Source organism: Pelomicrobium sp. P1, assembly GCF_052805615.1.
This window is the reverse complement of sequence record NZ_JBRBEM010000002.1, coordinates 144,096-169,695: the sequence shown is the minus strand read 5'-3', so window position 1 is coordinate 169,695 and position 25,600 is coordinate 144,096. Positions and strand designations below refer to the sequence as shown.

The window sequence follows — 25,600 nt, the reverse complement described above, 5'->3', positions numbered from 1 at the left end:
GAGAGGGGCGCGAGGAGCGGCAGGAGGTTAAGGTGTTCCGGGCGCCTTCGGCCGTGCCCGCTCCCAAGCTGCGCTCTTCCGTGGCCCGGCCGATCCCCCGCTCCCGACCGCTCCGCGGCTTCCGTGTCGCGGCCGCGCCCCTCTACACCATGGGCAAAGCGCAGAAGAACGTGTTGCGGGAGAGGTTCTCCAAGACCGCTTGAGGTCATATACGCGTTAAGCGCAGCCGAAACGCGCCGACAGCGCGGGTAAAGGGTGTGCCAAGACGTGCCTTGTGCGCTGGCGCTCAGAGCAGGCTGATGAGCATGCGGGTGGCCAAGGCGTAGAGCAGCAGGGCGAAGATGCGCCGCAGCAGGGTGACCGGCATGCGGTGGGCGGCCCGGGCACCCAAAGGGGCGGTCGCCATGCTGGCGATCACCAGCCCCGCCAGCGCCGGCAGGTAGACGAAGCCCACGGTCAAGGATGGCAGATTCTCGTTCCCCAGCCCGATGAGCACGTAGCCCGCCGTTCCCGCCGCGGCGATGGGAAAGCCCAGGGCCGACGAAGTGCCGATGGCCGTGAGCAGGGGCACGTTGCAGAAGGTGAGCAGCGGGACGGTCATCACCGCGCCGCCCGCCGCCACCCAGCTCGAGATCGCTCCGATGGCCGCGCCGAGGAAGAACAGCACAGCCCGTCCCGGCAACTGGCGCGTGGGCTTCGGCTTGATGCCCAGCAGGAGCTGGGTGGCGGCCGCGTAAACGAAGAGGGCGAAAAAGACCGCCAGGGGACGCGTGGACAGGGCGCCGGCCACTAGGGCACCGCCGAAGGTGCCGATGAGGATGCCGGGGGCCATGGCTTTCGCGACGTTCCAGTGCACCGCGTTGCGCGCGTGGTGGGCGCGCACGCTGGAGACGGCGGTGAACAGGATGCTGGCGATGGCCGTGCCCAAGGACAGGTGCAGGATGTGCTCCGCCGGAAAACCCTGGGCCTCGAAAAGGAATACCAGGAAGGGCACCATGGTCATGCCCCCGCCGATGCCCAGCATGCCGGCGAAGAAACCGACGAAGCCGCCGAGAGCCAGGTATGCGAGCCACCATTCCATGGTCGAGACGGCTCCGTATCAAACCGGATATTTGACGGAGCGAGTCGGGTACGCGTTGGCGCCTCGCTTCCCTCGCGGTCGATCGGTGCGTTTCGCCTGCCTGCCGCGACCCGCGCGGCGCAGGCAGGCTTCGCTCAACACACCCTACGGGGCGGGGATTCGCGACTCACGCCTTGCCTTTCAGGCGCAGCGCCTCTTCGTCGAACGCCTGGTCGATGGCGTGCACAACGCGCTCCACCATGCGCAGGCCCTCCACGGGCGCGTCGTCCTTCATGTAGGCGAGACGCAGCGGCCCCAAGGCGGCCACCGCCCGCTCCCGGGCAATGGGGTCGCCGGCGGCCTGCAGGCCGCTGCCCTCGAAGAGGCTCGCCACGATGGCGCCTGCCACCGGATCGCGATGGGACCCGGCGCGGGCCTTGGCTATGGTCTCCTCGGGCGTTCCGTCCAGGAGGCCGTCGGGCGTATGGGCGTTCAGGTAAGCCAGCAGCTCGGCGAAGGTCATGGGGTTTTGAACAGGAGTCCCTCCCGGGGGCTCGCGCCGCAGGCTTTCTCCACCCGGTCGATGTAGTACAGGAGATCGATGGGCAGCGTCACCCCGTCCAGCAATTGTAGCGGAAAAAGCCGGCACGCCAGGACCAGGTCGGCCGCGGTGAGGGTGCCCGCGGTGAAGTAGCGGTGGCGGGCGAGATGGCGCGCCAGCCCGCGCAGGTCGGCCACCCGTTCGAGCTGCCGGTAGCCCTCGTAGCGGTCGCTCGCCAAAGCCTCCATGCCCATCCCGAAGCGCCGCTCCACCTCGGCCGCCGCCCGGGCGAGCTGTGCGGGGCTCGCGCCCATGTCGGCGAAGGCCGGCAGCACGGCCGCGGTGAGCCGGGCGAGGAGCGGTCCGCTGCGCTCGAGCCAAGCGTGGAGCACATTCCAGGCTTCCGGATTGACCAGCCCGTCGAACAAGGGAGGGCCGCCGGCCCAGGCGTCCAGCCCTTCCAGGGCGGCGGTAGGGTCGGTGCATACACGCTGGTCATCGAGCCTCAACAGCAACGGCCCGATTGCAACGCCAAGCTCGAAGAACAGGCCGTCGTGCTCGTCGCCCAGGGGTATCGCCTGATGCGCCGCGTCTTTGTAGCGCAGCGCGAGGCGCACGCTCTGGGCGTCCATCGATGACCAGGCATGGTAGAGCACGATCACCGCCGCCTCCACATGTTATGACAAATACATATCCTTTACGTTGCCATCCCGAGCAGGCGCCGGGTGATGAAGCTCCACTCCCGGGGGGTGACCGGCGTAATGGACAACCGGTTGCCGGGTTTGAGGACCAGCATGGAGGCGAGCTCGGGATGCCCCTTGAGCTCTTTGAGGGGCAGGAAGCGGGTCTTGCGCTTGAATTTCACGTCCACGTTGAACCAGCGGGGCTTTTGCGGCGTCGCCTTCGGGTCGTAGTAGGGGCTTGCGGGGTCGAACTGGGTGGCGTCGGGGTAGGCGGCAGAGGCCACCTCCACGATTCCGGCGATCCCCGGCTCGGGGCAGCTCGAGTGATAGAAAAAGGCGAGATCCCCCACCTCCATGAGATCCCGCATGAAGTTGCGCGCCTGGTAGTTGCGCACCCCGCTCCAGGGGGTGATGCGGCGCGGCGCCGAGGCGAGGTCGTCGATGCTGAACTCGTCCGGCTCGGACTTCATGAGCCAGTAGCGCATGGCTCGCCTGGATGTTCCACGATGGGCCCGGGAGGATGAAGAAGCCGGGTCCGCCTGGAGATCACCCATCAGATTCGCGGCCCCGATCGTCAGGCCGTCGCTCCTCTGCCGGCTGATCATCCACTGCAAACGCTCAGTAGAAAAACAAAGGGGGTTCCGGTTTCCCGCAACCCCCTTCGCGCCGCGGGCTTTCGCCCGCATCAAACAGGAGCCCCCCGCCAATGCCGTCCGGCCTTCATCCTGAACCCTGAGGTTCAAGGTGGTCGCTTTCCGAGCGTCTCAGGCGCTTCCGCTTGGGACGCGCACACCAACGCTACTTGAGTCCGCAACCAGATCGCAACAAGTAGGTTCCAAGAATATTGGCCCGATCGACGAACACCGCAGGGGACATTCGGCGGCGTTCCAGCCCATCAAAAGGGTTCAGGGCTAGAACAACTCATCCTGCTCGGAGAGCGCGCGGTCGAGCGTCTCCTGCATCGCGTTTATTCTACGACGAATCTCCCCCAAGTCAAACTTGCCCGAGACCCGGGTGGAGAGGAATTCGTGGGCGATTTGCAGCGCAGCGATGAGGGCGATGCGTTCGGTGCCCACCACCTTGCCGGTCTCTTTCACCTCCCGCATGCGTTTTTCGAGAAAGGCGACGGCCTCCAGCAGTTGTTGCCGCTCCTCCTCCTTGCAGGCGATGCGAAATTCCCGGCCCATGATGGTCACGTCCAGGGGTTTCAGCTCGGCGCTGCTCATGAGATCTCTTCGGGCAGCTTCTCCACCAGCCCCTCGAGCCGGGCCCGGGCTTTCGCCATGCGATCGCGCAACCGCTTGTTCTCGTCCTCCAGCGCTGCCACCTTTTGCCGCAGCTCGCTGTTCTGGGTGCGCAAACGTTGGCACAATTCAACGAGTTGAGCGATTTTTTCGTCGAGAGCGGTGAGTTCTGCGTCCATAGTTGCAATATAGAGGCAAAAACGCGGAAAATCAACCGCTAACAAAACATTCTGAGAAATCGCTTCATGTTTTCGCCCGATTTCCCATGGCGTCTGCATCGGGTGGGGGCGGCCCGCTGTTCAGACCGCCCGGCGGAGTCCGACGGGCCCGACGGAAGGCGCGGATGAACTCCGATCCGGTATATACTTGCGCCTCTTTCATTCCCGCCCGCACCGCCGGCTATGGGAGGGTGCGCGTCCTCGCGGGCTCCGGGCGCTTCCCATGAAGGCTACCCACTAGTGTCCGACCCCCAGTCCAGCGCTTCTCGGCTTTACCTTCGCCTGCTGCGCTACGTGGCGCCTTACTGGCAGGCCTTCGCCGGTGCCATCGTGGGCATGATCGTCGTGGCGGCCACTGAGCCGGCGCTTCCGGCCCTCATGAAACCCCTGCTGGACGGCAGCTTCGTCCAAAAGGACGAAACCCTGATGCGGCTCGTGCCGCTCGCCATCGTCGGGGTGTTCCTGATTCGCGGCCTCGCCTCCTATCTCGGCGACTATTGCATCCATTGGGTGGGCAACAAGGTGGTCATGGATCTGCGCAACGCCATGTTCGACCGGCTGCTGGCGCTACCGACGCGCTTTTTCACCGACCAGGCCTCCGGCGTGCTGATCTCCCGGGTGACCTACGATGCGGCCCAGGTGACCACCGCTTCGACCCATGCCCTGACCGTGATGGTCAAGGACTCGCTGGCGGTCCTGGGGCTGCTCGCCTGGCTCCTTTATCTCAACTGGAAGCTCACCCTGCTGATGCTGGTGGTCGGGCCCGCCATCGCCGGGGTGATCCACGTGGCCGGCAAGCGGCTGCGGCGGGCGAGTCTGGGCACCCAGGAAGCGATGGGGGACATGACCCAGGTGGTGCAAGAGGCGATCGAATGCCATCGGGTGGTGAAGGTGTTCGGCGGCGAGGCGTACGAAGCGCGGCGCTTCCACGACACGGCCAACCGGGTGCGCCGCTTCGCCATGAAGCACGCCGCGGCGGCGGCCGCGACGGTCCCCATCACCCAGGTGCTGGCGGCGGTGATCCTGGCCGGCGTGATCTACATTGCCGCGCTCCAGTCCAACGTGGGGGAAACCACCGTCGGCGGGTTCGTCTCCTTCGTCACCGCCATGGCCATGCTGCTCGCCCCCATCAAGCGGCTCACCCAGGTGAACGAGCACATCCAGCGGGGCCTGGCGGCGGCCCAGAGCGTGTTTTCCGTGCTGGACCAGCCGCCCGAGCCCGACAGGGGGACCATCGTGCTGGAGCGCGCCCGCGGCGAGGTGGAGTTCCAGCGCGTCACCTTCACCTACGAAGGGGCGGCGAGGCCCGCGCTGGAAAGCTTTTCCCTCAAGGTGCTGCCGGGCGAGACGGTGGCCTTGGTGGGCCCGTCCGGCAGCGGCAAAACCACCCTGGTCAATCTTATCCCGCGCTTCTACCATCCCCAACGGGGGCGCATCCTGGTGGACGGGCAGGATATCGAGCGGCTCAAGCTCGCGAGCCTGCGGGCCAACATCGCCCTCGTCTCCCAGGAGGTGCTGCTGTTCAACGATACCATCGCCGCCAACATCGCCTACGGGGCCAACAGCCGGGCGTCGCGGGAAGAGATCATCGCCGCGGCCGAGGCGGCCCACGCCATGGACTTCATCCGCCAGCTCCCCGACGGGCTGGAGACCCTGGTGGGCGAGAACGGGGTCAAGCTCTCCGGCGGCCAGCGCCAGCGGCTGGCCATCGCCCGGGCGATCCTCAAGAACGCCCCGATCCTGATCCTGGACGAGGCTACCTCCGCCCTCGACAGCGAGTCGGAGCGGCACGTCCAGGCGGCCCTGGAGGCGCTGATGCGGGACCGTACCACCTTCGTCATCGCCCATCGTCTCTCCACTATCGAGAGGGCCCATCGCATCGTGGTGCTGGACCAGGGGCGGATCGCGGAGACAGGCACCCACGAAACGCTGCTCGCAGCAGGCGGGTTATACGCGCGGCTCTACCGCATCCAATTCGGCGAAATGTTGGAGCCTTCGAGCGCCTGAGGCGGTCACTTGCGCCGTCGGCGGTGCGTTTCGCCCGCAGCTCAACGCACTCTCCGGGTTCGCCCGGGCTTTCGGTGGTGATCAGAGATCTACCACTTTATTTACCGAAGGCGGTCGAGTACCGTCCCTGGTTCGTGTGCGAAGGGATTGACAACTCGTACGCCGGCGAACGTTTGAGCGTCTTGGAAGTCCTCGCTCAAAAGGTACGCACAATTCGCCTTCTGGGCGGCGGCCACGATCAAGGCGTCCCACCACGAGAGTTTATGACGGTCCTGGATTGTCCACGCGCCTTCAATGACAGAGGTGTCCACAGGGATCGGATGCCAGACGGCCAGATTACGCACGTCGGCCCTTGCCACCGCTTTCTTCATTCCGGGGTTAAGGCGCTGAGTGACCGTGACATAGAATTCGCTTAGAACCTGAGTGCTGATTCTTCCTGCTTTGGTTCGCCACAACGCTGCGAGCCACGCGGCAGCTTTGGCTTGTTTTTTGGGCTCCGAAGCGTCACGAAAGTACACTAAGACGTTGGTATCGACAAAACAACTAACGCCGCTCATGCAGTTCGTCTCTCGACGGATATTTCCCTTGCCGCTTCAGTAGAACGGGTTTGGCGGTGAGATACTGTTTCATGGCGGCTTCGTAACCTTCTTCCTCGAGCATCCGCCTGCGTAACATCTCACCAACCAGGCGAGAGACGCTTGTGTGATGCTTTGCCGCCCAGATCCGAGCCCACTGGGCCACTTCTTCGTCCAGCGTGATGGTCACGTTTTTCATGTGCACGAGTATAGTGTTACACTGAAATCGTGTCAAAACCCGGCAGGCGTCGAGCGCTCCGCGAGCAGCGCCTCCACCGCCTCGATCACCCGGCTTGCGGGCAGCTCCTGGAGGCAATCGCTGAAGCTTTCCACGTGGCGGTCGCAGCCCTCCAGCATGCAGGGCACGCAGTGCTTGATTCCTTGCAGGAGGAAGACGTTTCCCGCCCGCTGGCTTCCGACCCGCCGCCACGGGTTTCGATCGGCCGGATGACCCTTGGGCCACGGCCCCCACTTGACCGGGTTCGAAGGGCCGAACAAGGCCACGGTGGGCACCCCTACGGCGGCCGCCATGTGGGTGATGGCGGTGTCGGGCCCCACGTAGACGGCGGCGGCGGCGAGCAAGGGCCCCAACCTGGCGAGGCTCAAGCGCCCCGCCAGGTTGAGCGTTCCCCCAGGCAGCCTCTCGGCGATGGCCGCGACGTACGCCTGTTCCTCGGCGCCCGCGCTGCCGGTCAGCACGACACGCAGCCCCTGCCGGTCGAGCCAGGCCGCCAGCTCCGCCCACCCGGCGGCGTGCCACTTCTTGTAGTTGAACTTGGGATAGGGATGCAGGACCGCGTAATGACCCGAACCGGCGCCTGGAATCAGCTCCTGCACGAGCGCCTCGTCCCGGGCGGTCCAGCCGATCACCACCTCCGCGACCGGGGCGATCTCCAGCAGCGCCGCGAGCTGGAGGTTCATCCGCACCGTGTGGGTATCCAGGTCGTCGAAGGCCACCCAGCGGTGAAGCAGCCGTCGTTTCCACGCCTCCTTGGGGCGGGGATTGAGCAGCCCTGCCCGCCAGCGCCCCGCCGCGAAAGCATACAAGGTCGGCCGGTCGCCGGTAAGGGCCGATAAGGCGATGTCGTAGCGCCGCAGGAGCCCGGCATAGAGCTTTGCGTGCTCCGCCGCCCCGGGGCGTTCGGCGATGGCGAGCACCCGATGGAGGTCGGGGTTCGCGGCCAGCACGCCCTCCGTGCCCCGGAACACCAGGGCGTCGACCCGCGCCTCGGGCCAGGCGCGCTTCAGGGAACGGATGAGGGGAGTGGCTAGAAGCACGTCGCCGATGCGGCGGGTGACGACGACGAGGGCGTGGCGCGGCGCCTGCACGAAGGCCTAACCGAGGATAGCGTCCCGCGGCCACCCCGGCGTCCGCCCTGCCGCCTCCTTGAGCACGGCGGTGAAGAAACGCCTCTGTTCGCTGAGGAAGGGGGGCGACGCGAGAGGGCCCGATGGCGCGGCCGTTAAAGCCATCATGGTTGCAAATACTGGTGGATTCCCACCGCCGCAGCGACGCGGTCCGAACGCAGCACTTCCGCCAGCCGACGCTGGTTTTCCTCCAGCGTGTGCCGCGGATTTTCCCGATGCCAAAGATGCAGCACCGGCGCGGCGAAGCGGGCGCTTTTATGACGGATGCCAGAGCGGATCAACCGCACCACCAGGTCCGAGTCCTCGAGCCCCCACCCGCAGTAGGACTCGTCGAGGCCATTGACCCGCAGCAGGTCATCGCGCCAGGCAGCGAGGTTGCAGGTTTTGATGCCCTTCCAGCGGCGCGGCGCGCCCTTGCGCCAGGCGCCGCCCAGGGGAAGCGGCATCAGGGGCGCCAGGCGGTTGATGTCGCCCCGCCGCCACGCCTGCAACCACCGGCCGAAGCGCCACGTGTGCACCGGCAACCGCTCCCGCAGCACGCGCGCAGTGAAACCCTCGGACAGCAACACGCGGTTTCCCGCGGCGAACCAGCCGCGCTCGGCGAGCGACCGGTGGTGTGCCACGAAGGACGGCAGCGGTATGCAGTCGCCATCGGTGAAAATCACGTACACCGCCTCCGTGGCCGCCAACGCCCGGTTGCGGATGGCTGCGGCCCGGAAGCCCCGGTCCTCCTGCCACACGTGGGTGACCGGGAAAGGGGCCCGGGCGCGGTAGGCCTCCACCAACCGCCGCGTTTCCTCGGTCGAGCCGTCGTCGGCCACGATCATCTCGAACCCCTGATCGGTCTGGGCCGCATAGCCTTCCAAGACCGCCGCCAGAGCGTCGGGCCGGTTGTAGGTGGTCACGATCACGGCGATGGACATCATCGCGGCTCGTCCGTACGCAACATGAGCTTGACATACCGGTAGTACGCGCCTTCCGCGTTGCACACGGCCAGCATGAAGCCTTCCTTCCCGTCCAGAAAGCCTGCCCGAAGAAAGTAAGTGCGGATGAAGGTCCAGAGGCCATGCCCGACGGCCGTGGCCAGGCCCGCCCGTCGGCCCCGCTGGTGCGCCATGAGCGCTCCTGCGGTGGAATAGGCGTTCATCTTCTCCAGCATCTCCTCCAGGTTTTGGATGGCCTCGTGCCGCAGGGGCTGCTTCAAGGTGCCCACCGGGCCGTCGCAGAGCAGCCGCTCGTGGACCAGGTCCTCGCTGAAACGGGCGCTTCCGCGCTTGAAAAGCCGCGTCACGTAGTCCGGCCACCAGCCCGAATGGCGCATGTAGCGGCCGCAGAAGCTGGACAGCCGCGGTATCCGGAAGGCGACCCGGTCGCCGGGAGCCTGAAGGGCTCGCTCGATCTCCTGCCGTAGGTCTTCCGGCACCCACTCGTCCGCATCGAGGGACAACACCCAGTCGCCGGTGGCCCGCGCCAGAGCCCGGTTCTTCTGAGGCCCGAAGCCGGGCCAGTCGGGAGAGACCTCGACCTTGTCGGTGAAGCGCCGGGCGATCTCCACCGTGGCGTCGCGGCTGCCCGAGTCCAGCACCACGATCTCATCGGCCCAGGCGACCGACGCGAGGCAGCGCTCGAAGGTCTCCTGGGCGTTCTTGGTGATGACGATGACGGAGAGGGTCAATGTAGCCGGAGCAAGAGAAACGATCGGTTCGGCGCGCCGGAGTCAAACCGAGAGAATGTTCAGGCCCTCCCGGTGGGCGGCGGCGCAAAGGCGGGCGTCCAGGCAAACGAAATCACCGTTGGACGAGCGGCTGCGCAGGACGGTCACGGCCGCCGCCAATTGCAACGAATCCGCCGGGCGCAACGGATGAACGCGCAACAGACGTTTCGCCGTCTCCCTCAGAAGCTCGCTCGGCCGCACTTCTATCCACGCGGAGGCAAGATGCCGCAAGCGCTCGAAACTCTGGGACAACGGCTCGATCGGCACGCCAGATCGTTCCAGCCGCGCCAAGGCGGAGACGCATTCCACCTCCGTTCCCCACCACACGGCCATCAAAGGATCGCGCTCCAGAAGCGAGGTCACAAAATCCGTGGCGCGCTCCTTGACCAACAACGGCATGACCGCAGAACTGTCCCAGAACTTCACGGGTTTTGTTCGCGTTCGTCAAGCAAGGCTTGCAGGGCGCTGAGTCCCTTGGGCAAAGGAGGCGGCGGCGCCTTGAGAAGTTCTCGGCTCACCGGCGCCTTGGGGCGGCTCACGATCCCGACGCGTTCCAGCTCGGCGATCCATGCCTCTTCGTGACCGGCTGTGGATCCTCTGATGGGCTCCAGGCGCGCCACTGGGCGGCCGCGGTCCATGATCAGGACCGTCTCGCCGTGTTTTACGAGTTCCAACAATGCGCTGAGCCGGTTCTTGGCTTCCGTGACGGAGGTGGTTTTCATATGGCCATTCTGGCGTTGTCGATTGGGCCCGTCAAGCCAGAACCGTGAGCAGGCGGTAGGGTGCGTTGAGCGGAGCCGAAACGCACCTTCAGGGCTGTTGAGCGGCGTTCGCTGCACCGCCCGGCGGGCGCCGTCCCAAGGCGCTGAACAGAATCCCGCTCGCCCAGGCGTAGAACAGTCCCTCGGCGTGATCCAGCAAGAACGAATTGAAGAGGCAACCGATGGCCATGGCGAGGGCGACGCCCCGCGCCAGGATCCGGTCGGTCGCGCAGGGGAGCCAGGCGGCCAGGTGGAGTTGCGTGCCGAAGAGCAGCAGAAGCAGCGCGAGGCCGGGCAGGCCCACCTGCACCGCGATCATCAGATACTCGTTGTGCGGATTGTGCGTGCGTTCCTTCTCGGTGCCGGCCACCTGCTCGGCGTAAGCTTGGTGGAAGCCACCGGTGCCCACGCCCAGTATCGGATGCCGGACGAAGACGGCCACCGAGTTCGTCAAGTATTCCAGCCGCCAGCCGATGGAGCTCGACTGCGCCTCGTCAGGCCGCCAGGCCATGGCCTCCTGCACCGCCAGGTCGATGCGGCTCTTGAAGTTCTGGGACACCCCGTAGGCGCCGGTGAAGAGCACGCCGACCAGGACCGCCGCGGCGATCACGCCCTTGAGCCGCAGCCGCTCGAAGAACAGCAGCGCGATGAGCGCGGCCATGACCACGTAACCGGTGCGCCCCTGGACCATGAACAGCACGTTGGCCGCCGCGAGCAGCGCGGCAGCCCAGAAGATCACGCGCTTGCCCGGCGTCCTGGCCTCGAGCGCCCATACGGCGAAAAGAAACGCGGCGAAGGCCATGAAGAAGTTGTGCGTGATCTGGCGCTTGAAGACGAGCGGATTCCCGGGCATGCTTTCGGCCAAGATGAGCGACGGAAGCGCTTCCAACGCTATCCCATAGGACGCGAGCAGCGTGATGCCCATGGCGGCGGCGAAGAAAGCCAATGCCAGTTCCCGCTCCCGTGGCGTTCGGAACAAGGGGACCAGCACCGGGATGAGCAGCAGCTCCCGATACTTATTGAGCATCCCGAGGCGCTCTCCGAACGGCACGGTGGCGTAGCTCATGCCGAGCGCCAGCCACGCGAACAGCAGAATCGCCAGCAGCGCGACTGGGTTCCCCCGGACGAGGGCCCACTTCTCGGCAAACCGGCCGCTCGCCAGCCAGAAGAGCATCACCAGCGGCAGGAGAATGTTGTCGAGCGCAGTGGAAATGGGGATCGAAAGGCCCAGCGCCAGTGCCGTCCATCGGGCGGCGGTCTCGGCGCGGTCTTGCCAGCGGATACGCCCAGGTGGCAGCTCTGCCGATGTCATGGAGCGCCCACCCCGGAAAACCCCTCGGTAACGCTGCGGTCCGACCTGGGATTCAGTGCCAACGCCCTGCGCCTACCACGTGGACCGGACATGAGGATATCGACGGATTCTAGCGTCCTTCGTAATGACCGTTGCGCCCAGGGTGAGCGCGGTGGCCACGATAATGCGGTCGGCCAGATCCGCGTGAAAACTACCGGGCAGTTGAACCGAGCGCACGGCGATCGCGTTGCTGACCGGGACGAATTTCAGTTGCGGCAACGCCTCGCATCTGCCGATCCATTCTTCCACGGCCATGGTGAGTTTGAGGCGATCCCGTGAGACGAGCATCGCGACCTCCCAGGCGCTTATGCACGACACGTAAACGCCCGAACGTTCTATCGCCTCGTCGATCCGCATTCGGGCCTGCCTGGAAAGTGCTCGAGGGTCCGACACCCACCATACCCAGGCGTGGGTGTCCAGGAGAATCACCCGAGCGATTCCCAGTCTTCCAGGCCCACCGGCTCAGTGGGTTGCTCGTACTTAAGGACGGAATTGCGCAACGGCAGGAGCCCCTCGTCTGACTTGGGCGTGTATGGCACGACTTTCAGGACGGGACGACCGTGATCGGTGATGATGAGTTCCTCCCCCGTTTCCTGAACCTCGCGAAACAGCTCAAGGGCCCTGGGCTTGAACTTGGACTTCGAGACGACTTTTCCCATGAAGCATTCAATCTGACCATGGTCATATTACCATGGTCACATTCGTCCCATCAAGGCGATCCCGACCCGCTTGTTTCGAGGTGCGCTTGGGGACGCCCGCTGCGGCGTGGCGCTTTCACGCGCGGGCGCGCTCCACACCGGCGTCCTCCTCGCAGTTGGGCCGGTACTCCGGCACCCAGCGGGCGAGCTCCGAGCGCAGTTTTTCCGGGCTCACGGGAGGAATCATGAGCCACACCCGCAGCTCGTCGAGCCAGCCCGGATCCACGCTGCGGGCCCGGGCGATGTGCAGCTTCGGGTGGGGCGTCGGCAAGGTGGTCTCCTCCCTCGCCAGGGGTTCTTCGTACAGCTTCTCCCCGGGGCGCAGGCCCGTGAACTCGATCTTGATTTCGTCCTCGGCGAAGCCGGAGAGGCGGATGAGGTCCCGGGCGAGGTCCACGATCTTGACCGGCTCGCCCATGTCCAGTACGAAGATTTCCCCGCCCTTTCCCATGAGCCCCGCCTGCAGCACGAGCTGGCACGCCTCCGGAATCGACATGAAGTAGCGGGTGATCTCCGGGTGGGTGACCGTCACCGGTCCGCCCCGGGCGATCTGCTCCTTGAACTTGGGGATCACGCTCCCCGCGCTGCCCAGCACGTTGCCGAAGCGCACCATGACGAACTGGGTCGTGCCTTTCTTCCCCTCCCCCGGGGGGACCGGCGTCAGGGGCGAGGGCCTCTGCAGCGCCTGGCACACCATCTCGGCGAGGCGCTTGGTCGCCCCCATCACGTTGACCGGGTTCACGGCCTTGTCGGTGGAGACGAAGACGAACTTGCCGACTCCCCGGTCCCGGCACGTCTCGGCCGTCACCAGGGCGCCGAGGACGTTGTTCTGCACCGCCTCCCAGGCGTTTTCCTCCTCCATGAGAGGCACGTGCTTGTACGCTGCGGCGTGGAACACCACGTCCGGGCGGTACTCGTCGAGGACCTGCTCCATGCGCTGGCGGTTTTTCACGTCGCCGATCAGGCACGCGGTGGGCACGTCCTTGAATCGCTCGGCGAACTCCTGCTCCATCCGGTAGAGGGCGAACTCATTGAGCTCCAGCATGACCAGCTTGGCCGGAGCGAAACGGGCGATCTGGCGGCACAATTCGGCGCCGATGGAGCCCCCCGCGCCGGTCACCAGCACGGTCCGCCCGCTCAGCCACTCGCGCAGCCCGGCCGCATCCAGCATGACCGGGTCCCGCCCCAGCAGGTCGTCCAATTCCACCTGCCGGATCGAGGAGACGCTGACGCGCCCGCTCACCAGGTCGTCGAAAGAAGGCACCGTCAGCGCACGCAGGCCCGCGCGGGTGGCCACCTCGACCGCCCGGCGCCGGACCGCATGGGAGGCGGAAGGCAGCGCCACGATCGCGTGCTTGACGTCGTAGCGGGCGGCGTAGCGTGCGAGCGATTCGATGGGTCCGAGCACGGGCAGCCCGTGTACCTGCCGCCCGTGTTTGCCCGAATCGTCGTCCAGGAATCCCACCACCCGCCATTCGGCGCTTCTCGCCAGCGCTTTCGCCAGGCTCGCGCCCGCGTCGCCGGCACCCAGCACCAGCACTGGCTGGGCCTCGAGAGCGTTCAGGCTCAAGAGCCGCCGCTCCTTCCACGTCCGGTAGGCGAGCCGGCTTCCCCCCATCAGCATGACGAGCAGGATCGGATCGAGGATGAAGACCGAGCGGGGAACGACCACGGGGACCTGAAGGAGCTTGAGCACCAGCGCGGTCGCCATAGTGGCGACGAAGGCCGCCAGCACGATGCGCTTGAGATCCGGTAGGCTGGCGTAGCGCCAGATCCCGCGGTAGAGGCCGAAGGCCAGGAACACGGCCGCCTGGGTCGGGATCACCCAAGGCAGGGTCTTCCAGGCGCCGGCGAAGAGGGGGTCGGTGTGGTCCAGGTTGAGCCTGAGCAGGTACGCCAGCACCCAGGCCGCGCCGCAGGCCACCACGTCGTGGGCAATCGCAAGAGCGGTCTTTGGGTTGTTGATCATCGGTTAACGGGGCAGCGTCGTAGCGACCGCTTCTTCCAGCCGGGCCACAGCAAATCGTTCCAGGCCATCACGGCGCCATAGCGTACCACTATGGCGTCTGCGGTAAAGGGTTGACGAACCATCGACCGCGATCGTGTCCTACCCCCTTCCTTCTTCCCCGAATTCGGAAGATTCGATCGCTCTTCGACCTTCTCCCCTGTCCCCCTCCCCGCGGGGAGAGGGGAACCCAAGCGCCAAGGCTGTGGGTGCATTGAGCGAAGCGAGGCGCACCGAAACGAAGCGGCATCGAAATGCCTGGGCTGCCGGGAATTGCGCCAGACCATGAGCTATGCTACCAATAATGATTGCACACGATGAGGGCAACATGGGACAGGTGATCGTAAGAAACCTCGACGATAAAACCATCGCGGCGCTGAAGGTCAAGGCGGCCCTGCATGGGAATTCGCTGGAGCAGGAATTGCGCGAGATTCTGGCCGAAGCGGCGCGCTCCCGGCCCCAGGAGCGCCTGGCGCTTGCCGACCGGATCCGCGCCATGACGCCGCGCAAAGCCCAGACCGACTCCACGGCGCTGGTGCGCGAGGACCGGGATCGATGACTTGAGTGGTCGACGCGAGCGTCGCCGTCAAATGGTTCGTCGAGGAAGCGCATTCAATGGCCGCCCGAACGGTGCTCGCTTCGGCTGAGCCCATCATCGCACCTGATCTCATCGTTCCGGAAGTCTGCAACACGGCGTGGAAGAAGGCCCAGCGCGGTGAAATCTCGTGGGCGCAGGCGGAAGCCCTGGTGCAAGCTCTCCCCTTGTCGTTCGAAAAGCTGGTCGAGACCGCGCCACTCGCTCCGCGCGCCCTGGAGCTTGCCAGGCAATTCGATCACCCCGCCTACGATTGTTTTTACCTCGCGCTCGCCGACTCGGTCTCGGCGACGCTGGTAACCGACGACGCGCGGGCCGTCGAATTGGCCCGGGCCGCTCGCCGTCGCAGGCTCGCGAAAACCCCCCGCCGCGCTCGAAACTCGAGGTGGATAAACGCGGTTTCTCTCGACCGCGCCACACACAGTTGTAGGGTGCGTTGAGCGGAGCCGAAACGCACCGAAGCGGATGGCATGGGAATGCCCGAGCGACGCCAGAAGCAGACCTTACCGGCTGCGCCACAGGCGATCGATCCAGAGCATCACGGCGGCGTAGAGGATCACCCAGACGCCGAGGCCCGCCCACTGAACCGGCGCCGGCGCCGCCATGAGCCCCAGGGCCGAGGCTCCGGCCGCCAGCATCAGGGCGTACTCGCCCAACGCGGTGCCCCGATGCCCCGCGCCGAGCTGCACCACTCGCTGATAGTAGTGCTCCTTGTGGGCCTGCCACACCCGTTCGCCCCGCAGCGCCCGCCGCGCTAGGGTCACCGTGGCGTCGACGACGAAGGGGGAAAACGCCAGCACCGGAAACCAGGCCGGCCATAGCCCCTGCTGCCAGCCCAGCAGGCCCAGGGCGGCGGCGAGAAAGCCCAGGGGCACCGAGCCCACGTCCCCCATGAAGATGCGCGCGGGCGGGAAGTTGAAGGCGAGGAAAGCCAGGGCCGAGGCAGTGATGGCGGCGCACAGGGCGGCAAGCTCCAGCGCGCCGCCGAGCCCCGCGGCGATGGCGTAGGCGCCGAAGCCGGCCACCGCCATGCCGCCGGCGAGGCCATCGGCCCCGTCCATGAAGTTGTACAGGTTGCACATCCAGGCGATCGCCAGCACCGCGGCGACGGCCCACGCCGCTCCGGGGAAGGCATCCCAATGCCACGCGACCAGGGCGCCCGAGACGGCCAGTTGAACCGAGAGCCGCACGAGGACCGGGAGCCCGCGCAGATCGTCGAAGAACGACACCCCCGCCAGCACGAGGGCGCCGGCGAGTATCAACCACGCGCCGGGCGGCGCCGCGATGAGCCAGCCGACCACGATCCCGGCGAGCAGGCCGAGCCCGCCCGTGCGGGGCACGGGCGCCGCATGGAGCGAGCGCTCGTTGGGAAGATCGAGCACCAGGAGGCGGTGGCTGCCCCCCAAGAGCCAGGCGAGCGTACCGAAGGAGAGAGCGAGCGCGAGCAGCGGGGCGAGATAGGCGAGCGACAAAACTTAACCTAGACTGCCTGGGTCGCCCGGGCTAAGAGCGGGTCATCGGGAAAGCGGTAGGGGTTGACCACGGTCAGCCCCTGCCAGGTGAAGCCGTGCTGCATATCTTCGCTTAGCAGTAACCTGCAGCGGCGTTCCGCGCAGACGGAAAGGATCAGGGCGTCCCAAAATTGAAAATGCTGGCTGACGCTCAGGTCAAACGCGGACTGGAACGCCGTCCAAGTGGAATCCGCGACCTCAAACGTATCCGCCCAATTCAGAATCGCTGCTCGCGCCACCGACGCCGTCCTATGTGCCTTACCGGTGAGCACTCGATAAAGCTCACCCAGGCATTGGGCCGGAATCAGGACGGCGGCGAGCGGCAGGCGCTCGATCAGTTCCAAACTTCGCCGATGAGCCGAGGCATTCCCGATCCCTTCCGCATAAGCAAGTACGTTGGTATCCAGGCCGATTCTCATCGGTCGTTCTCATAGAGTTCGTCACGACGCCAGTTCCGGGCGCCGGTTGACCGCCGCGCCCGCAGGCGGCGCAACAGAGCAATGCGTGCAGCTTCCCGGGTGGCGCGATTTGCATCGACCGACGAAATCCTAGCGACGGGCCTGCCTCGCGAAACCACCTCTACGGTCTCGCCGGCGGCCACGGCCCGCAGCAGCTCAGAGAAACGACGATTGGCCTCGGCAGCAGTGACGGTCTTCATGTTGGATAATGATGTAGTAATCAACACTACATTATGGTTGGGCGGCCTCTTGCCGTCAACGCCCGAGACCGCGTCCGGTCCGAGCTGACCGGCGCGTTGCGCTCCGCACCGCTTAAAGGCGCCCGACTGGACCCGGCCCTAGCTCCCCGGCCGGCATAGGTCGCCCGGCAGGCGCCTGTCAAGAGAAGCCGGGCTTATTTCAAAATCGCTCTCGCCTCAAGCTGCGCTGCAGCGCACCCCTGGGAGCAACTGGGTGCCTCGCTCTTCGCCTGAGACTCACTCGGCGCTCGTGGACGATTGCCAAGGATCAATCGCCTCGAGGACTGGATAGTCGAGATCGCGTGCGCGATGCCTCATCAATCGCAGTCTGTGGCGCAAGACGGACGCGCCGCAACAAGCTATCGACAGCCGACACGCCCCATTTGGGCGAGCAAGCGGCCCCACCGACAGGCTGCTGGTAGATCACCGGTGAGGATGCGGCTAGCAAAGAAGGCTGGAAGCTCGCTTTCCGGCCGGTCCAGAGCCTTGGCCGGCGAAAGCCGGCGGGGAGCGATTCGATGCCTTTGCGGACCGCTCCCAAAGACAGGACGCTCAGGAACAACGGGGATGCCGGCCGACGGCCGAAACAAACGGTACTTTTGCATTGGGCTTGCGGCGTCCGGGCGCTGAGAGAACTTTAGTGCTGACTGAATGGCAAAACGGCGCTGTCCGCGTGAGGCTACGGTTGCGCTCGAACTCGACGTCGTCCAGGCCATGGAGCGGCGAGCGAGGCATGAATCCACCAAGGACTGGGAAGCGCTGTTCAAGCGTTCATAGTCGGCCTCGGAGAGCACCACGGCCACCGGTCGGCCGTAGACGGTGATTTCCTGCGGCCCCTCGCGCTCGATGGACTTTCACTACCCCGCTCACCGAAAGCTGTCTAGAAACCACCGGGCCGTGGCTTCGAGCCCTTCCTCCAGGCTGTGCGGCGGCGCCCATCCCAGCATGCGCCGGATCTTGGAGTCGTCCACCGAGAGGGACCCGATCAGCCGGTCCACCGCATGTCCGCGGCCGAGCAACCGTCCTCCGAGGGAAAGCCACGACGGCGGCACGGGCACGAGCCTCGGCTGCACTCCCAAGGCGCGGGCCAGGCGGTGCACCAGCTCAGGGGTGGACAGGTCTTCTGCATCCCGCACGAGAAACGTCTCCCCCGCGGCGGCCGGATGCTCCAGGCACTTCACGATGGCGTCCGCCAGGTTGCCCACGTAAATCAGGCTGCGGCGGTTCTTGACGCTTCCCAAGGGCAGCGGAACGCCGCGGGCGACGATCTTCAACAAGCTCAGGAAATTCCCCTTCACGCCGGGGCCGTAGACGAGCGGCGGGCGCAGGATCACCACCTCCATCCCCGTCTGCGCGCCGATCCGGCGCAGCGCCTGTTCCGCCTCCCCCTTGGAGCGGGCGTAAGCGTCCTGGGGCGCCGGGGGATCGGATTCGGTGAACGGCCGCGTCCGCGTCGCTTCCCCGTTCACCTTGATGGTGCTTAGAAAAACGAAGCGGCGCACGCCCGCCGCCGCGGCGGCGAGGGCCAGGCCCTCGGTGCCTTCCACGTTCACCCGGCGGTATGCGGCAAGGCCGTCGGGCATCGCTTCAGCCATCACGTGCACCCGCGCGGCGAGATGCACGACGGCGTCCATGCCAGCGAGCGCCTCGTTCCATCGGGTCGCCGGCCCGATGTCATCGATCCGGATCAGTTCGACCGACCGCCGCTCTGGGGCTCTTGTGCTGCTCCCCTCCTCCCAGGGAAAGCGGCCGGAGGGAGGAAAAGACCCTCGCACCGCGGCCCTGATCCCAAATCCCGCCCCAGAGAGCACCGGAATCAGGGCCTGGCCGACAAAGCCGGTCGCGCCGGTGAGGAGAACCGTCGCTGGTTTCGAGTTCTCCGGCAAGCGCGCCCCCTTGTCTCCTTGCTGGCTACGGATTAACACGGATGTCCACGAACAGATGGAATGGAAATGGAAAGCACCACACTTTATCCATAAAAATCCGTGACCATCTGTGGCTTAACTCAAGCTTTTTTTTGGCAAGGTGCGTTGAGCGCACCCTGCCTGCGCCGCCCGGGTCACGACAGGCAGGCGAAACGCACCGAACAGCGCTCAGAGCAACGCAGCGCTCACGCCCAACGCTCCGGCCGCCTGGACCAGGGCACGATCGAGCGCGCGCTTTCGCACCGTGATTGGCTGAGATGGCGAAGTGCAAGGCATCGCCCGAGCACAAGCCAGTGAGATGTTGATCCGCGAAACGGGCCGCGGTTCGGAAATCCAGGCGGGAGATGGGCAGCACGGAAAAGGATCCCTCCACCAGCTCGGCGAATATCGCCGGCGCATCGGCACGATGGCTGGGCGCCAACTGCCCAGTGCGCACTTTCAGCGAAAGGGCTGCGGAAAACTCGGTAATGACCCACTCGCTGATGGCCGGCTCCCCTGCGGGCTGAGCCGCGAGTCATTCCTGCATCTCGTCGGTTCGGCGCTCGTGCGTCAACGCGGCCACGAGCACACTCGTGTCCACATACAGCATCAGTAGCGCGCTTCATCGCGCAAGCGGCGGATGAAATCGCCGGCTTTCTCGGTTTGCACAGGCATTTGGGCCGTCAGCCGCCGAAGGCGCTGACGATCCACCGGCTTGCACGGCGGTTCGACCTTGGACAGCCGGACCATGGGCTTGCCTCGTTTGGTGATCACCACCTCTTCCCCGCCAGCGGCCAACTCGCTCAATTCGCTCAAGCGGGCCTTGGCTTCGGCCAGACTCACCAGAATTTTTTCCATACGGAGCGGCTAGAAGTGACCAATTGGACGGTCAGATTGTATGGCAAAAGCCTCGCAACCGCAGGGGGATGCAAGGCGCTGTTTCGTTGGTTTTTCTCTCTGGGATCCTTACGGATGTTCCACGGGGACCTGGGAAGACGCAGCAGCCGGATCGCCCGGCGGTGCGATTCTCTGGAAGGTTCTGGTGACTCGACGGTCTTCCATTGACTGAAAATGCCGCTCTCTGCCGCATCGCTCCCTCCCCTTCAAAGGGGCGGAGCGGGGGGTTCGCGGAGCAACAGCTCTCTCGCCCGCGGAGCCGACCCGGCCTGCCTGCCGGGCCGTGGACGGGTCGGGGTGGGGATGGGGCTCCCTCCCCTTCAAGGGGAGGGTCGGGGTGGGGATGGGTCTTCGATACCAAAAGGATATAGGGGCGTCTTCGCAAAATACCCAGGCTTAGCTCACCACGACCAAATGCCGATCGCTTGCGCCGGTGACTGTCTCAGGGGAGATCCGGGCATCCAACGTGACTAGCCGCCCGCCGTGGCGGACGGCGAGCGCGAGCAGGTATGCGTCCGTCACTTGCCGATGGCCAAGAACTCGCCTCCAATCGATCGACTCCTCGTTCATGGGATTCACGTCGGCTGGCCAAAAAGCGTGATGGGGCCCCGCCATGGCTTCCGCGAGTCGAGCCTCGACCTCGGCGGCAGTAAATCTGCCCGGATAGGCCGGTTGGACCATGATGCGAATGCACCCATTCAGCGTCAGAGGGCAAGACGCCCAGCCGTGCTGAATGTTGCGCTCCAACCAAGCCGAGGCCGCGCGATGGTGCACGTGGGCGGCGTCCAGCAAGGCGATGAGCACATGGACATCCAACAGGGCACGCAATCCACGCAATCAAATCCCTTCCGCGTCGCGCAGGCGCTCCACCGATTCGTCCGTCACCACCCGGCCTTCTGCCCGAAAAGGCCGAAATCCACTCCTGCTTTGCTCAGTCGGGGAAGCGCTGACTTCCTGACGAGGTCCGCTCAAGGCCTCGCGCACCAGTTCCGAGATCACCCGGCCGGTGGAAAGCTTGCGCCGCCTCGCCAATTCCTTCGCCGCCGCCAGCACGTCGGGGTCGAGATCGAGCGTCGTTCGCATCGGTTACCTTCGGATGATGTGTGATCTCATCATCATGAGATCGCATCGTATAGGTGTCAACGAACCCCAGTCATTCGGCTCAGGCCAGAGGGATGGGTCATAGCGAAGAGCCAGCCGAGTGGATGAAAAGACTTTGAACCATGGCCAGCTTTCTCGGAGTGAACGCTTGCTACCGCTTTGGACTTGCTTGCCAAGGTCCGGCAGGGGTGGTCTTCGAGGGGGTTGGCCACCTAGTGGAAAAGTTCTCCCAACACTTCTTGATGCCGGCGCGAGAGGGTCGGCGCCATGGCGTAGGCCACCCCGTCGATGAGCTCGTAGCGGGCTTCCTCCGGCCAGCGGCGGTATTCGTCATAGGCGAGGCGCGCGCCATCGCGCTTGGGCAGCCCCACGCGTTCCACAGACAATCGTGATTATCGCGCCCGGTGGCTACATCGCGGCGATCCGGGCGGCTCAACTGAGCTTCTCCGTGGGCTGCATCGAGCGGTGGAGGACGCGGACCAGCCCTCTCCCCTTTCCCCAATGTGTACACGCCGGGAGAGGGGACAGGGGAAAGGGTCAGGTCAGATAGCGTCGCCACCGTGCAATGGCGATAATCATTCCCCCTCGAACCCGCACAACGCGAACACCTTGTACCCCTTGGCCTCCAGCCGCTTGCGGCCGCCGATGTCGGGCAGCTCGATCACGAAGCAGCACTCCACGACCTCCCCGCCCAACTGCTCGATCAGGGCGACGGACGCCTCCGCCGTGCCGCCGGTGGCGATCAGGTCGTCGACCAGAAGAACCTTTTCCCTTAATTGGTCCCAACCGACGGTAACCTTCCCCAGTGCCGGATAAAATAGCGCAGCATGCTAGCTAAGTGCCAAGCCAAATGGCGCAAGTCGTGGTGGCTAGCCCGCTGCGCTGCGTGTATCACTTGTGCCCGAGGGCAAAGCACAATCTTTCGTCCTGAGCGCCATAGGCGAACACAAAGATCCACGTCCTCGTAATAAAGGAAGTAATCCTCGTCAAACCCGCCCAGCGCTGCGTAGTCCGCCGAAACAAACAACATGAACATCCCAGCGACCCACTCGGGGTGGAATAGCTCTCCATTTTTTTCGTAATGATAGCGACCATCGGCTAAGCCTAATAGTTTGGCTAACAAGTTCAAAAAACCAGGAAACCGCCGTGCGCTATCCTCGACTTCCCCGGTCGGCCTCACAACCGCCGGGGCACACAAGGCGACGTCTGCCTCCAGACAGTCGAGCAGTGCTGGAAAAGGATTGCCATCCAACCGTATATCTGGATTCAGAACGCAGTAATATGGCGTGTCGCAGTGCGCAAACGCGGTGTTGTGGTTAGCTCCAAATCCTTTCGGTATAAGATTGCGTAATACCGTAATCCGTCCGCTCAAAGGCCCGGGCGGTATAGGTTCATCTTCTGACACGTTAACCGTTAAGATAACCCGGCTCACCTGCGGGCAATCAGCCAAGTCGCGCAGCAGCGCATCGACCATTCGGCCATGGCCATGGCTGACGATGGAGACTGTGATCAAAGCCGCTACCGTATTACTGAGGGTGCCGCTTTACGCGGAAACACACTGCGGAATCCAAGCACATGACCGCATGTGTCAAATCTTTTTATACCAGCCTAGCTCGGCATCAAATCCAACGCCCTTGCCACGCCTGCCAACGGCGATACGCGTAACATAGCACGCAATAGACGAACCGCCGCAATGTTGCTGGATCTGCTCTCTCGAGGGCTTGACTCATCCGCTTTGGTTGGTAGTCCCTTGATAATTGCGGGGCCTCCAACCTGTTATGGTCTGTCAGCGCTGTTACCAATATCTCGTCGCGGTGATGTTTCTCATACTGGGCTCGTGCCCATCGACTATGGCGCGCTAGCGTATCGCGGTCCAAAGACGCCAGGATACGCTGTAGCTCTTCCCGCGTCTGCCAGGTGAATGCCCCATCATACGCCATATCAAATCCGCCAAGCATTCGGCTTCTACAATGCTTGTGGACAACTACCGGAATGCCAGCACCCATCGCCTCCAGGAGCGTACGACCACCGCCGTAAGGAAACGAGGCCAGATAAAGATCGACCCGATACTCATGCAGGGCACGCCAAACGCTAGGAACGTAAGGTATATAGACGAACGACTCCTTAGGTACATTGTGATGTCGGAGCCCCTTGCTAATTCGTCGGCGCGCGAGTGGCGTTAACCTGCCAATGTGTATGTGACGCCCCCGAGTGATGCTAAGAATTTCTGGGACCATATCCACATATCGAACAAAATAGGGCACCTCTACTTTGTTGGAGCTTGCGGCGGTACAAGTCACCAAATGGCCGCTCTCCAGAAAAGCAAGACCAGGAGGTCTGTCGCCCTGATCGCTGACGACAAGTGGAAGATAACGATTATTGCTAATTCCTAGGCTGTTGCGGCAGTTGTGGAAACCCATTGGATGCGGATCGTAATGCTCGGCATAAGAGAGGTGCAGGCCCAGGCACAGGTGGTGGTCGGCATGATGATAGAAACATACGCGGTACCCCTCATTCGGCTGCACAGCCGCAATGGCGACGCTGTCCTGGTGATGATTAAAAAGCCAGACAGTCCGCGGGCGAATCTCGAGCAATCGCCGCTGGATCCAGTCGAGCTTGGAAAGATGGCTGCCCCGAGGAGCCAACTCGAGCGACACCATCGGTAAATCGGAGAAACGGTTTCTCAACGCGTGCGTGTCTGTCCTGCCGCATGTCCCCGAGACTATAACAACTGATTGTCGGTCACCAGATAGCCGGATGATATCGACTAAAGCAGCTGTATGGCCGCCCGATGCTTGCAACCTGCTTGCGAGATAAGCGACGGGACCATCTGCATTGCGTGTTTCCTGATTTCTTTGCCCTAGACCGAGGCGATTAAGGTTTACCCTCCCAATAGCCTGACAAAGCCTATCCAATTCTGGTGCACCGAATACTTTAGCGACGGCCGACGGTTCACAAAATACCCGGTCGACTGTATCTTGAATAGCCGCAAGCGCCGAGTTCAAGGCGCCAGCCTCGATCTGGCTACGGATTTTATCAAGCCGCCTACCGACAAGGCTTATCAGAAGATTCCCACCATTCAGCATCAAGCTCCCCAGGAGATACTACAGAGCTAATCCTGCCGGAAAACACTCACACGGATCCAACACGAGATGCCGAATTGACAAATGCTTCGATGGTCTCGACAACGTAAGACACTTGTTCCTCACTCATGCCTGGATAAAGCGGTAGGCTCAAAATTTCTGATGAAAGCGTGTCTGTAATGCGGAATTCGCCCCATGCTCGCTCGGCGTAGCATGGCTGTCGGTAGGGCGGAGTTGGATAGTGGATCATCGTCCCCACACCGTGCGCTTCCAGGAAGGATTGGAGTGCATGCCGTCGCTGTGACCGAATCACGAAGAGGTGCCAAACTGGATCTGCCCAGTTGGGAACGTGGGGAAGGTCGATAGAAAGCTCTGCCAGCCGGGAAAAATAAATTTTAGCAATCTCTTTTCGCTGCTGGTTCCATTGATCTAGCATTTTCAATTTCACCCGCAACAGTGCCGCCTGAAGCTCGTCCAAGCGTGAGTTGTGACCGATCATTTCGTGCTTGTATTTGATCTCAGAACCGTAATTACGAAGCCGCCGAATCTTTTCTGCGATTTCCGCGTCATTAGTTAGCACGGCACCGCCATCACCGAGCGCACCTATATTTTTCCCGGGGTAAAAGCTAGTCCCTGCGGCATGACCGAGCGATCCCGTAGGACGGCCCTTGTAGCGTGCGCCTTGCGCTTGCGCTGCATCCTCAATGACGGCGAGTCCGTGCTTCGCAGCAATAGCGATAATCGCATCCATGTCTGCGGGCTGACCATAGAGATGCACCGGCATGATGGCGCGCGTCCGTTGTGTGATTGCCGCATCGATTCGCGCTGCATCGATATTGTAGGTCGACGGATCAGGTTCGACAGGGACAGGTGTTGCACCGCATTGTGAGACAGCGAGCCAGGTCGCGATGAAAGTGTTCGCGGGCACAATCACCTCATCGCCCGGGCCGATACCATGGGCGCGCAAGATCAGGTACAGAGCCTCTAGGCCATTACCAACGCCGATGCAATACCTTACTCTGCAGTACGCTGCGAATTCGGCCTCAAAGGCTTCGAGCTCGGGCCCGAGGACGAACCAGCCTGAGTCGACTACGCGCCGGAAGGCAGCCTCGAGCTCTGGCCTTACGGATTGGTGAATCGCTTTCAAGTCTAGAAAGGGTATCCTCATGAGGCTGCTTCGCGGACAGCGCGCAGAAATTCATCATAGTCCCGGAAGTAATCGCCCTCGTCGTAATAATCCGAAGCGAGCACCATACAAACCGCACCAGAAGAGAAGTTATCAAGATCGCGCCAGAGCATCGGCGGGATGTAAAGTCCATAGTAAGAGCGGTTCAGATGAAACAATTTCCTTTCTCTTCCGTCGTCTAGGGTCACGTCGAAACTGCCAGACATCGCGATCATCAATTGGCGCAGTTTCCTGTGTCCATGACCAGCTCGGCTTGCACCGCCAGGAACGTCATACAAGTAGTAGACGCGTTTAATCTCGAAGGGGACATGACGGCCGCCTTCGATGAACGTTAAATTTCCACGGTTATCCTGGATCTTTGGCAGCTCGATGATTCGGCAGTCCTTGATCGACACAATAGT

34 protein-coding genes, 1 other RNA gene and 2 pseudogenes are annotated in these 25,600 nt (G+C 63.9%); 4 read left to right on the top strand and 33 right to left on the bottom strand.

Features of this window, described 5'->3' with window-relative positions; translation table 11 throughout:
* The first annotated feature begins 32 nt into the window (after positions 1-32).
* Positions 33-203: a hypothetical protein gene (locus tag ACUVYZ_RS02995; RefSeq protein ID WP_439932957.1), complete on the top strand. Its 171-nt coding sequence runs from the start codon at positions 33-35 to the stop codon at positions 201-203.
* An 83-nt stretch (positions 204-286) separates the two neighbouring features.
* Here the strand turns inward: ACUVYZ_RS02995 and ACUVYZ_RS02990 are convergent, their stop codons facing one another.
* The 7 genes from ACUVYZ_RS02990 to zapB form a co-directional block, all read right to left on the bottom strand.
* On the bottom strand, positions 287-1,081 hold the full coding sequence (locus ACUVYZ_RS02990; protein WP_439932956.1) for a sulfite exporter TauE/SafE family protein: 795 nt from the start codon (positions 1,079-1,081) through the stop codon (positions 287-289).
* Positions 1,082-1,247: 166 nt separating this feature from the next.
* The gene (locus ACUVYZ_RS02985) at positions 1,248-1,583 is read right to left on the bottom strand and encodes a hypothetical protein (protein WP_439932955.1); all 336 of its coding nucleotides are present in this window, start codon (positions 1,581-1,583) and stop codon (positions 1,248-1,250) included.
* Positions 1,580-2,263: a glutathione S-transferase gene (locus ACUVYZ_RS02980; RefSeq protein WP_439932954.1), complete on the bottom strand. Its 684-nt coding sequence runs from the start codon at positions 2,261-2,263 to the stop codon at positions 1,580-1,582. The genes ACUVYZ_RS02985 and ACUVYZ_RS02980 overlap by 4 nt, the downstream gene beginning before the upstream one ends.
* Before the next feature lie 35 nt (positions 2,264-2,298).
* Entirely contained in the window at positions 2,299-2,769 is a 471-nt protein-coding gene (locus ACUVYZ_RS02975) for an EVE domain-containing protein (protein ID WP_439932953.1), read from the bottom strand.
* A gap of 208 nt (positions 2,770-2,977) precedes the next feature.
* Positions 2,978-3,159, bottom strand: a non-coding RNA gene (gene ssrS / locus ACUVYZ_RS02970) — 6S RNA.
* Between the two features lie 36 nt (positions 3,160-3,195).
* Complete coding sequence (locus ACUVYZ_RS02965; RefSeq protein ID WP_439932952.1) at positions 3,196-3,510, bottom strand: cell division protein ZapA; 315 nt, start codon at positions 3,508-3,510, stop codon at positions 3,196-3,198.
* Positions 3,507-3,806, bottom strand: coding sequence for a cell division protein ZapB (zapB, locus tag ACUVYZ_RS02960; RefSeq protein ID WP_439932951.1), 300 nt, complete (start codon positions 3,804-3,806; stop codon positions 3,507-3,509). Before zapB ends, ACUVYZ_RS02965 begins: the two co-directional genes overlap by 4 nt.
* 180 nt (positions 3,807-3,986) lie before the next feature.
* Between zapB and msbA the strand changes: the two genes are divergently transcribed.
* Complete coding sequence (msbA, locus tag ACUVYZ_RS02955; RefSeq protein ID WP_439932950.1) at positions 3,987-5,753, top strand: lipid A export permease/ATP-binding protein MsbA; 1,767 nt, start codon at positions 3,987-3,989, stop codon at positions 5,751-5,753.
* Positions 5,754-5,854: 101 nt separating this feature from the next.
* On the opposite strand, the gene ACUVYZ_RS02950 is transcribed toward msbA, so the two are convergent.
* The 11 genes from ACUVYZ_RS02950 to ACUVYZ_RS02900 form a co-directional block, all read right to left on the bottom strand.
* Positions 5,855-6,310, bottom strand: coding sequence for a PIN domain-containing protein (locus tag ACUVYZ_RS02950; RefSeq protein ID WP_439932949.1), 456 nt, complete (start codon positions 6,308-6,310; stop codon positions 5,855-5,857).
* On the bottom strand, positions 6,297-6,527 hold the full coding sequence (locus ACUVYZ_RS02945) for a DUF6364 family protein (protein ID WP_147798491.1): 231 nt from the start codon (positions 6,525-6,527) through the stop codon (positions 6,297-6,299). The genes ACUVYZ_RS02950 and ACUVYZ_RS02945 overlap by 14 nt, the downstream gene beginning before the upstream one ends.
* Positions 6,528-6,559: 32 nt before the next feature.
* Positions 6,560-7,657, bottom strand: coding sequence for a glycosyltransferase family 9 protein (locus ACUVYZ_RS02940; protein ID WP_439932948.1), 1,098 nt, complete (start codon positions 7,655-7,657; stop codon positions 6,560-6,562).
* A 143-nt stretch (positions 7,658-7,800) separates the two neighbouring features.
* Positions 7,801-8,622: a glycosyltransferase family 2 protein gene (locus ACUVYZ_RS02935; RefSeq protein WP_439932947.1), complete on the bottom strand. Its 822-nt coding sequence runs from the start codon at positions 8,620-8,622 to the stop codon at positions 7,801-7,803.
* Positions 8,619-9,371 carry a glycosyltransferase family 2 protein gene (locus tag ACUVYZ_RS02930; protein ID WP_439932946.1) on the bottom strand — a complete coding sequence of 251 codons (753 nt, stop codon included), beginning with the start codon at positions 9,369-9,371 and terminating at the stop codon, positions 8,619-8,621. Before ACUVYZ_RS02930 ends, ACUVYZ_RS02935 begins: the two co-directional genes overlap by 4 nt.
* A gap of 42 nt (positions 9,372-9,413) precedes the next feature.
* A complete protein-coding gene (locus tag ACUVYZ_RS02925; protein ID WP_147798495.1) occupies positions 9,414-9,836 on the bottom strand; it encodes a type II toxin-antitoxin system VapC family toxin in 423 nt (140 codons plus the stop codon).
* A complete protein-coding gene (locus ACUVYZ_RS02920) occupies positions 9,833-10,132 on the bottom strand; it encodes a type II toxin-antitoxin system Phd/YefM family antitoxin (RefSeq protein WP_439932945.1) in 300 nt (99 codons plus the stop codon). Before ACUVYZ_RS02920 ends, ACUVYZ_RS02925 begins: the two co-directional genes overlap by 4 nt.
* A gap of 88 nt (positions 10,133-10,220) precedes the next feature.
* Positions 10,221-11,483, bottom strand: coding sequence for an O-antigen ligase family protein (locus tag ACUVYZ_RS02915; protein WP_439932944.1), 1,263 nt, complete (start codon positions 11,481-11,483; stop codon positions 10,221-10,223).
* A gap of 72 nt (positions 11,484-11,555) precedes the next feature.
* On the bottom strand, positions 11,556-11,951 hold the full coding sequence (locus tag ACUVYZ_RS02910; RefSeq protein ID WP_439932943.1) for a type II toxin-antitoxin system VapC family toxin: 396 nt from the start codon (positions 11,949-11,951) through the stop codon (positions 11,556-11,558).
* A complete protein-coding gene (locus ACUVYZ_RS02905; protein WP_439932942.1) occupies positions 11,948-12,181 on the bottom strand; it encodes a type II toxin-antitoxin system Phd/YefM family antitoxin in 234 nt (77 codons plus the stop codon). The genes ACUVYZ_RS02910 and ACUVYZ_RS02905 overlap by 4 nt, the downstream gene beginning before the upstream one ends.
* 115 nt (positions 12,182-12,296) lie before the next feature.
* Complete coding sequence (locus ACUVYZ_RS02900; RefSeq protein WP_439932941.1) at positions 12,297-14,189, bottom strand: polysaccharide biosynthesis protein; 1,893 nt, start codon at positions 14,187-14,189, stop codon at positions 12,297-12,299.
* Between the two features lie 364 nt (positions 14,190-14,553).
* Between ACUVYZ_RS02900 and ACUVYZ_RS02895 the strand changes: the two genes are divergently transcribed.
* Positions 14,554-14,784: a FitA-like ribbon-helix-helix domain-containing protein gene (locus ACUVYZ_RS02895; RefSeq protein WP_439932940.1), complete on the top strand. Its 231-nt coding sequence runs from the start codon at positions 14,554-14,556 to the stop codon at positions 14,782-14,784.
* Between the two features lie 5 nt (positions 14,785-14,789).
* Entirely contained in the window at positions 14,790-15,260 is a 471-nt protein-coding gene (locus ACUVYZ_RS02890; protein WP_439932939.1) for a type II toxin-antitoxin system VapC family toxin, read from the top strand.
* 63 nt (positions 15,261-15,323) lie between these two features.
* Here the strand turns inward: ACUVYZ_RS02890 and ACUVYZ_RS02885 are convergent, their stop codons facing one another.
* The 15 genes and pseudogenes from ACUVYZ_RS02885 to ACUVYZ_RS02815 form a co-directional block, all read right to left on the bottom strand.
* Entirely contained in the window at positions 15,324-16,292 is a 969-nt protein-coding gene (locus ACUVYZ_RS02885) for an MraY family glycosyltransferase (protein ID WP_439932938.1), read from the bottom strand.
* An 8-nt stretch (positions 16,293-16,300) separates the two neighbouring features.
* On the bottom strand, positions 16,301-16,750 hold the full coding sequence (locus ACUVYZ_RS02880; protein ID WP_439932937.1) for a PIN domain-containing protein: 450 nt from the start codon (positions 16,748-16,750) through the stop codon (positions 16,301-16,303).
* A complete protein-coding gene (locus tag ACUVYZ_RS02875) occupies positions 16,747-16,989 on the bottom strand; it encodes a type II toxin-antitoxin system Phd/YefM family antitoxin (RefSeq protein WP_439932936.1) in 243 nt (80 codons plus the stop codon). The genes ACUVYZ_RS02880 and ACUVYZ_RS02875 overlap by 4 nt, the downstream gene beginning before the upstream one ends.
* A gap of 398 nt (positions 16,990-17,387) precedes the next feature.
* Complete coding sequence (locus ACUVYZ_RS02870) at positions 17,388-17,852, bottom strand: hypothetical protein (protein WP_439933093.1); 465 nt, start codon at positions 17,850-17,852, stop codon at positions 17,388-17,390.
* A 42-nt stretch (positions 17,853-17,894) separates the two neighbouring features.
* Positions 17,895-18,953, bottom strand: a complete 1,059-nt coding sequence (locus tag ACUVYZ_RS02865) for a UDP-glucose 4-epimerase family protein (protein ID WP_439932935.1) — start codon at positions 18,951-18,953, stop codon at positions 17,895-17,897.
* A gap of 168 nt (positions 18,954-19,121) precedes the next feature.
* Positions 19,122-19,542: pseudogene (locus ACUVYZ_RS02860) on the bottom strand (type II toxin-antitoxin system VapC family toxin).
* Positions 19,542-19,790 carry a type II toxin-antitoxin system Phd/YefM family antitoxin gene (locus ACUVYZ_RS02855; protein ID WP_439932934.1) on the bottom strand — a complete coding sequence of 83 codons (249 nt, stop codon included), beginning with the start codon at positions 19,788-19,790 and terminating at the stop codon, positions 19,542-19,544. Before ACUVYZ_RS02855 ends, ACUVYZ_RS02860 begins: the two are co-directional and overlap by 1 nt.
* Before the next feature lie 435 nt (positions 19,791-20,225).
* On the bottom strand, positions 20,226-20,645 hold the full coding sequence (locus ACUVYZ_RS02850; RefSeq protein WP_439933092.1) for a TA system VapC family ribonuclease toxin: 420 nt from the start codon (positions 20,643-20,645) through the stop codon (positions 20,226-20,228).
* Positions 20,646-20,666: 21 nt separating this feature from the next.
* Complete coding sequence (locus tag ACUVYZ_RS02845; RefSeq protein ID WP_439932933.1) at positions 20,667-20,912, bottom strand: ribbon-helix-helix domain-containing protein; 246 nt, start codon at positions 20,910-20,912, stop codon at positions 20,667-20,669.
* Positions 20,913-21,142: 230 nt separating this feature from the next.
* The gene (locus ACUVYZ_RS02840) at positions 21,143-21,316 is read right to left on the bottom strand and encodes a hypothetical protein (protein ID WP_439932932.1); all 174 of its coding nucleotides are present in this window, start codon (positions 21,314-21,316) and stop codon (positions 21,143-21,145) included.
* 189 nt (positions 21,317-21,505) lie between these two features.
* Positions 21,506-21,709, bottom strand: a pseudogene (locus ACUVYZ_RS02835) (phosphoribosyltransferase family protein); the annotation flags it as partial.
* Positions 21,703-22,404, bottom strand: coding sequence for a glycosyltransferase family 2 protein (locus tag ACUVYZ_RS02830; protein ID WP_446033025.1), 702 nt, complete (start codon positions 22,402-22,404; stop codon positions 21,703-21,705). The pseudogene ACUVYZ_RS02835 and the gene ACUVYZ_RS02830, both read right to left, overlap by 7 nt.
* Positions 22,405-22,549: 145 nt before the next feature.
* Positions 22,550-23,935 (bottom strand): hypothetical protein, encoded by a 1,386-nt coding sequence (locus tag ACUVYZ_RS02825; protein WP_446033024.1) that lies wholly within the window; start codon positions 23,933-23,935, stop codon positions 22,550-22,552.
* 127 nt (positions 23,936-24,062) lie between these two features.
* A complete protein-coding gene (locus ACUVYZ_RS02820) occupies positions 24,063-25,181 on the bottom strand; it encodes a DegT/DnrJ/EryC1/StrS family aminotransferase (protein WP_439932929.1) in 1,119 nt (372 codons plus the stop codon).
* Positions 25,178-25,594, bottom strand: coding sequence for a sugar 3,4-ketoisomerase (locus tag ACUVYZ_RS02815; protein ID WP_439932928.1), 417 nt, complete (start codon positions 25,592-25,594; stop codon positions 25,178-25,180). The genes ACUVYZ_RS02820 and ACUVYZ_RS02815 overlap by 4 nt, the downstream gene beginning before the upstream one ends.
* Positions 25,595-25,600 lie beyond the last annotated feature (6 nt).

Excerpts from the sequence above, each read along its gene's own strand:
- ACUVYZ_RS02990 (WP_439932956.1), bottom strand. The coding sequence starts at position 1,081 with ATGGAATGGTGGCTCGCATACCTGGCTCTCGGCGGCTTCGTCGGTTTC.
- ACUVYZ_RS02985 (WP_439932955.1), bottom strand. The coding sequence starts at position 1,583 with ATGACCTTCGCCGAGCTGCTGGCTTACCTGAACGCCCATACGCCCGAC.
- ACUVYZ_RS02975 (WP_439932953.1), bottom strand. The coding sequence starts at position 2,769 with ATGCGCTACTGGCTCATGAAGTCCGAGCCGGACGAGTTCAGCATCGAC.
- ACUVYZ_RS02965 (WP_439932952.1), bottom strand. The coding sequence starts at position 3,510 with ATGAGCAGCGCCGAGCTGAAACCCCTGGACGTGACCATCATGGGCCGG.
- zapB (WP_439932951.1), bottom strand. The coding sequence starts at position 3,806 with ATGCAGACGCCATGGGAAATCGGGCGAAAACATGAAGCGATTTCTCAG.
- ACUVYZ_RS02950 (WP_439932949.1), bottom strand. The coding sequence starts at position 6,310 with ATGAGCGGCGTTAGTTGTTTTGTCGATACCAACGTCTTAGTGTACTTT.
- ACUVYZ_RS02945 (WP_147798491.1), bottom strand. The coding sequence starts at position 6,527 with ATGAAAAACGTGACCATCACGCTGGACGAAGAAGTGGCCCAGTGGGCT.
- ACUVYZ_RS02935 (WP_439932947.1), bottom strand. The coding sequence starts at position 8,622 with ATGATGTCCATCGCCGTGATCGTGACCACCTACAACCGGCCCGACGCT.
- ACUVYZ_RS02920 (WP_439932945.1), bottom strand. The coding sequence starts at position 10,132 with ATGAAAACCACCTCCGTCACGGAAGCCAAGAACCGGCTCAGCGCATTG.
- ACUVYZ_RS02915 (WP_439932944.1), bottom strand. The coding sequence starts at position 11,483 with ATGACATCGGCAGAGCTGCCACCTGGGCGTATCCGCTGGCAAGACCGC.
- ACUVYZ_RS02905 (WP_439932942.1), bottom strand. The coding sequence starts at position 12,181 with ATGGGAAAAGTCGTCTCGAAGTCCAAGTTCAAGCCCAGGGCCCTTGAG.
- ACUVYZ_RS02900 (WP_439932941.1), bottom strand. The coding sequence starts at position 14,189 with ATGATCAACAACCCAAAGACCGCTCTTGCGATTGCCCACGACGTGGTG.
- ACUVYZ_RS02895 (WP_439932940.1), top strand. The coding sequence starts at position 14,554 with ATGGGACAGGTGATCGTAAGAAACCTCGACGATAAAACCATCGCGGCG.
- ACUVYZ_RS02880 (WP_439932937.1), bottom strand. The coding sequence starts at position 16,750 with ATGAGAATCGGCCTGGATACCAACGTACTTGCTTATGCGGAAGGGATC.
- ACUVYZ_RS02875 (WP_439932936.1), bottom strand. The coding sequence starts at position 16,989 with ATGAAGACCGTCACTGCTGCCGAGGCCAATCGTCGTTTCTCTGAGCTG.
- ACUVYZ_RS02855 (WP_439932934.1), bottom strand. The coding sequence starts at position 19,790 with ATGGAAAAAATTCTGGTGAGTCTGGCCGAAGCCAAGGCCCGCTTGAGC.
- ACUVYZ_RS02845 (WP_439932933.1), bottom strand. The coding sequence starts at position 20,912 with ATGCGAACGACGCTCGATCTCGACCCCGACGTGCTGGCGGCGGCGAAG.
- ACUVYZ_RS02830 (WP_446033025.1), bottom strand. The coding sequence starts at position 22,404 with ATGGTCGATGCGCTGCTGCGCGACTTGGCTGATTGCCCGCAGGTGAGC.
- ACUVYZ_RS02820 (WP_439932929.1), bottom strand. The coding sequence starts at position 25,181 with ATGAGGATACCCTTTCTAGACTTGAAAGCGATTCACCAATCCGTAAGG.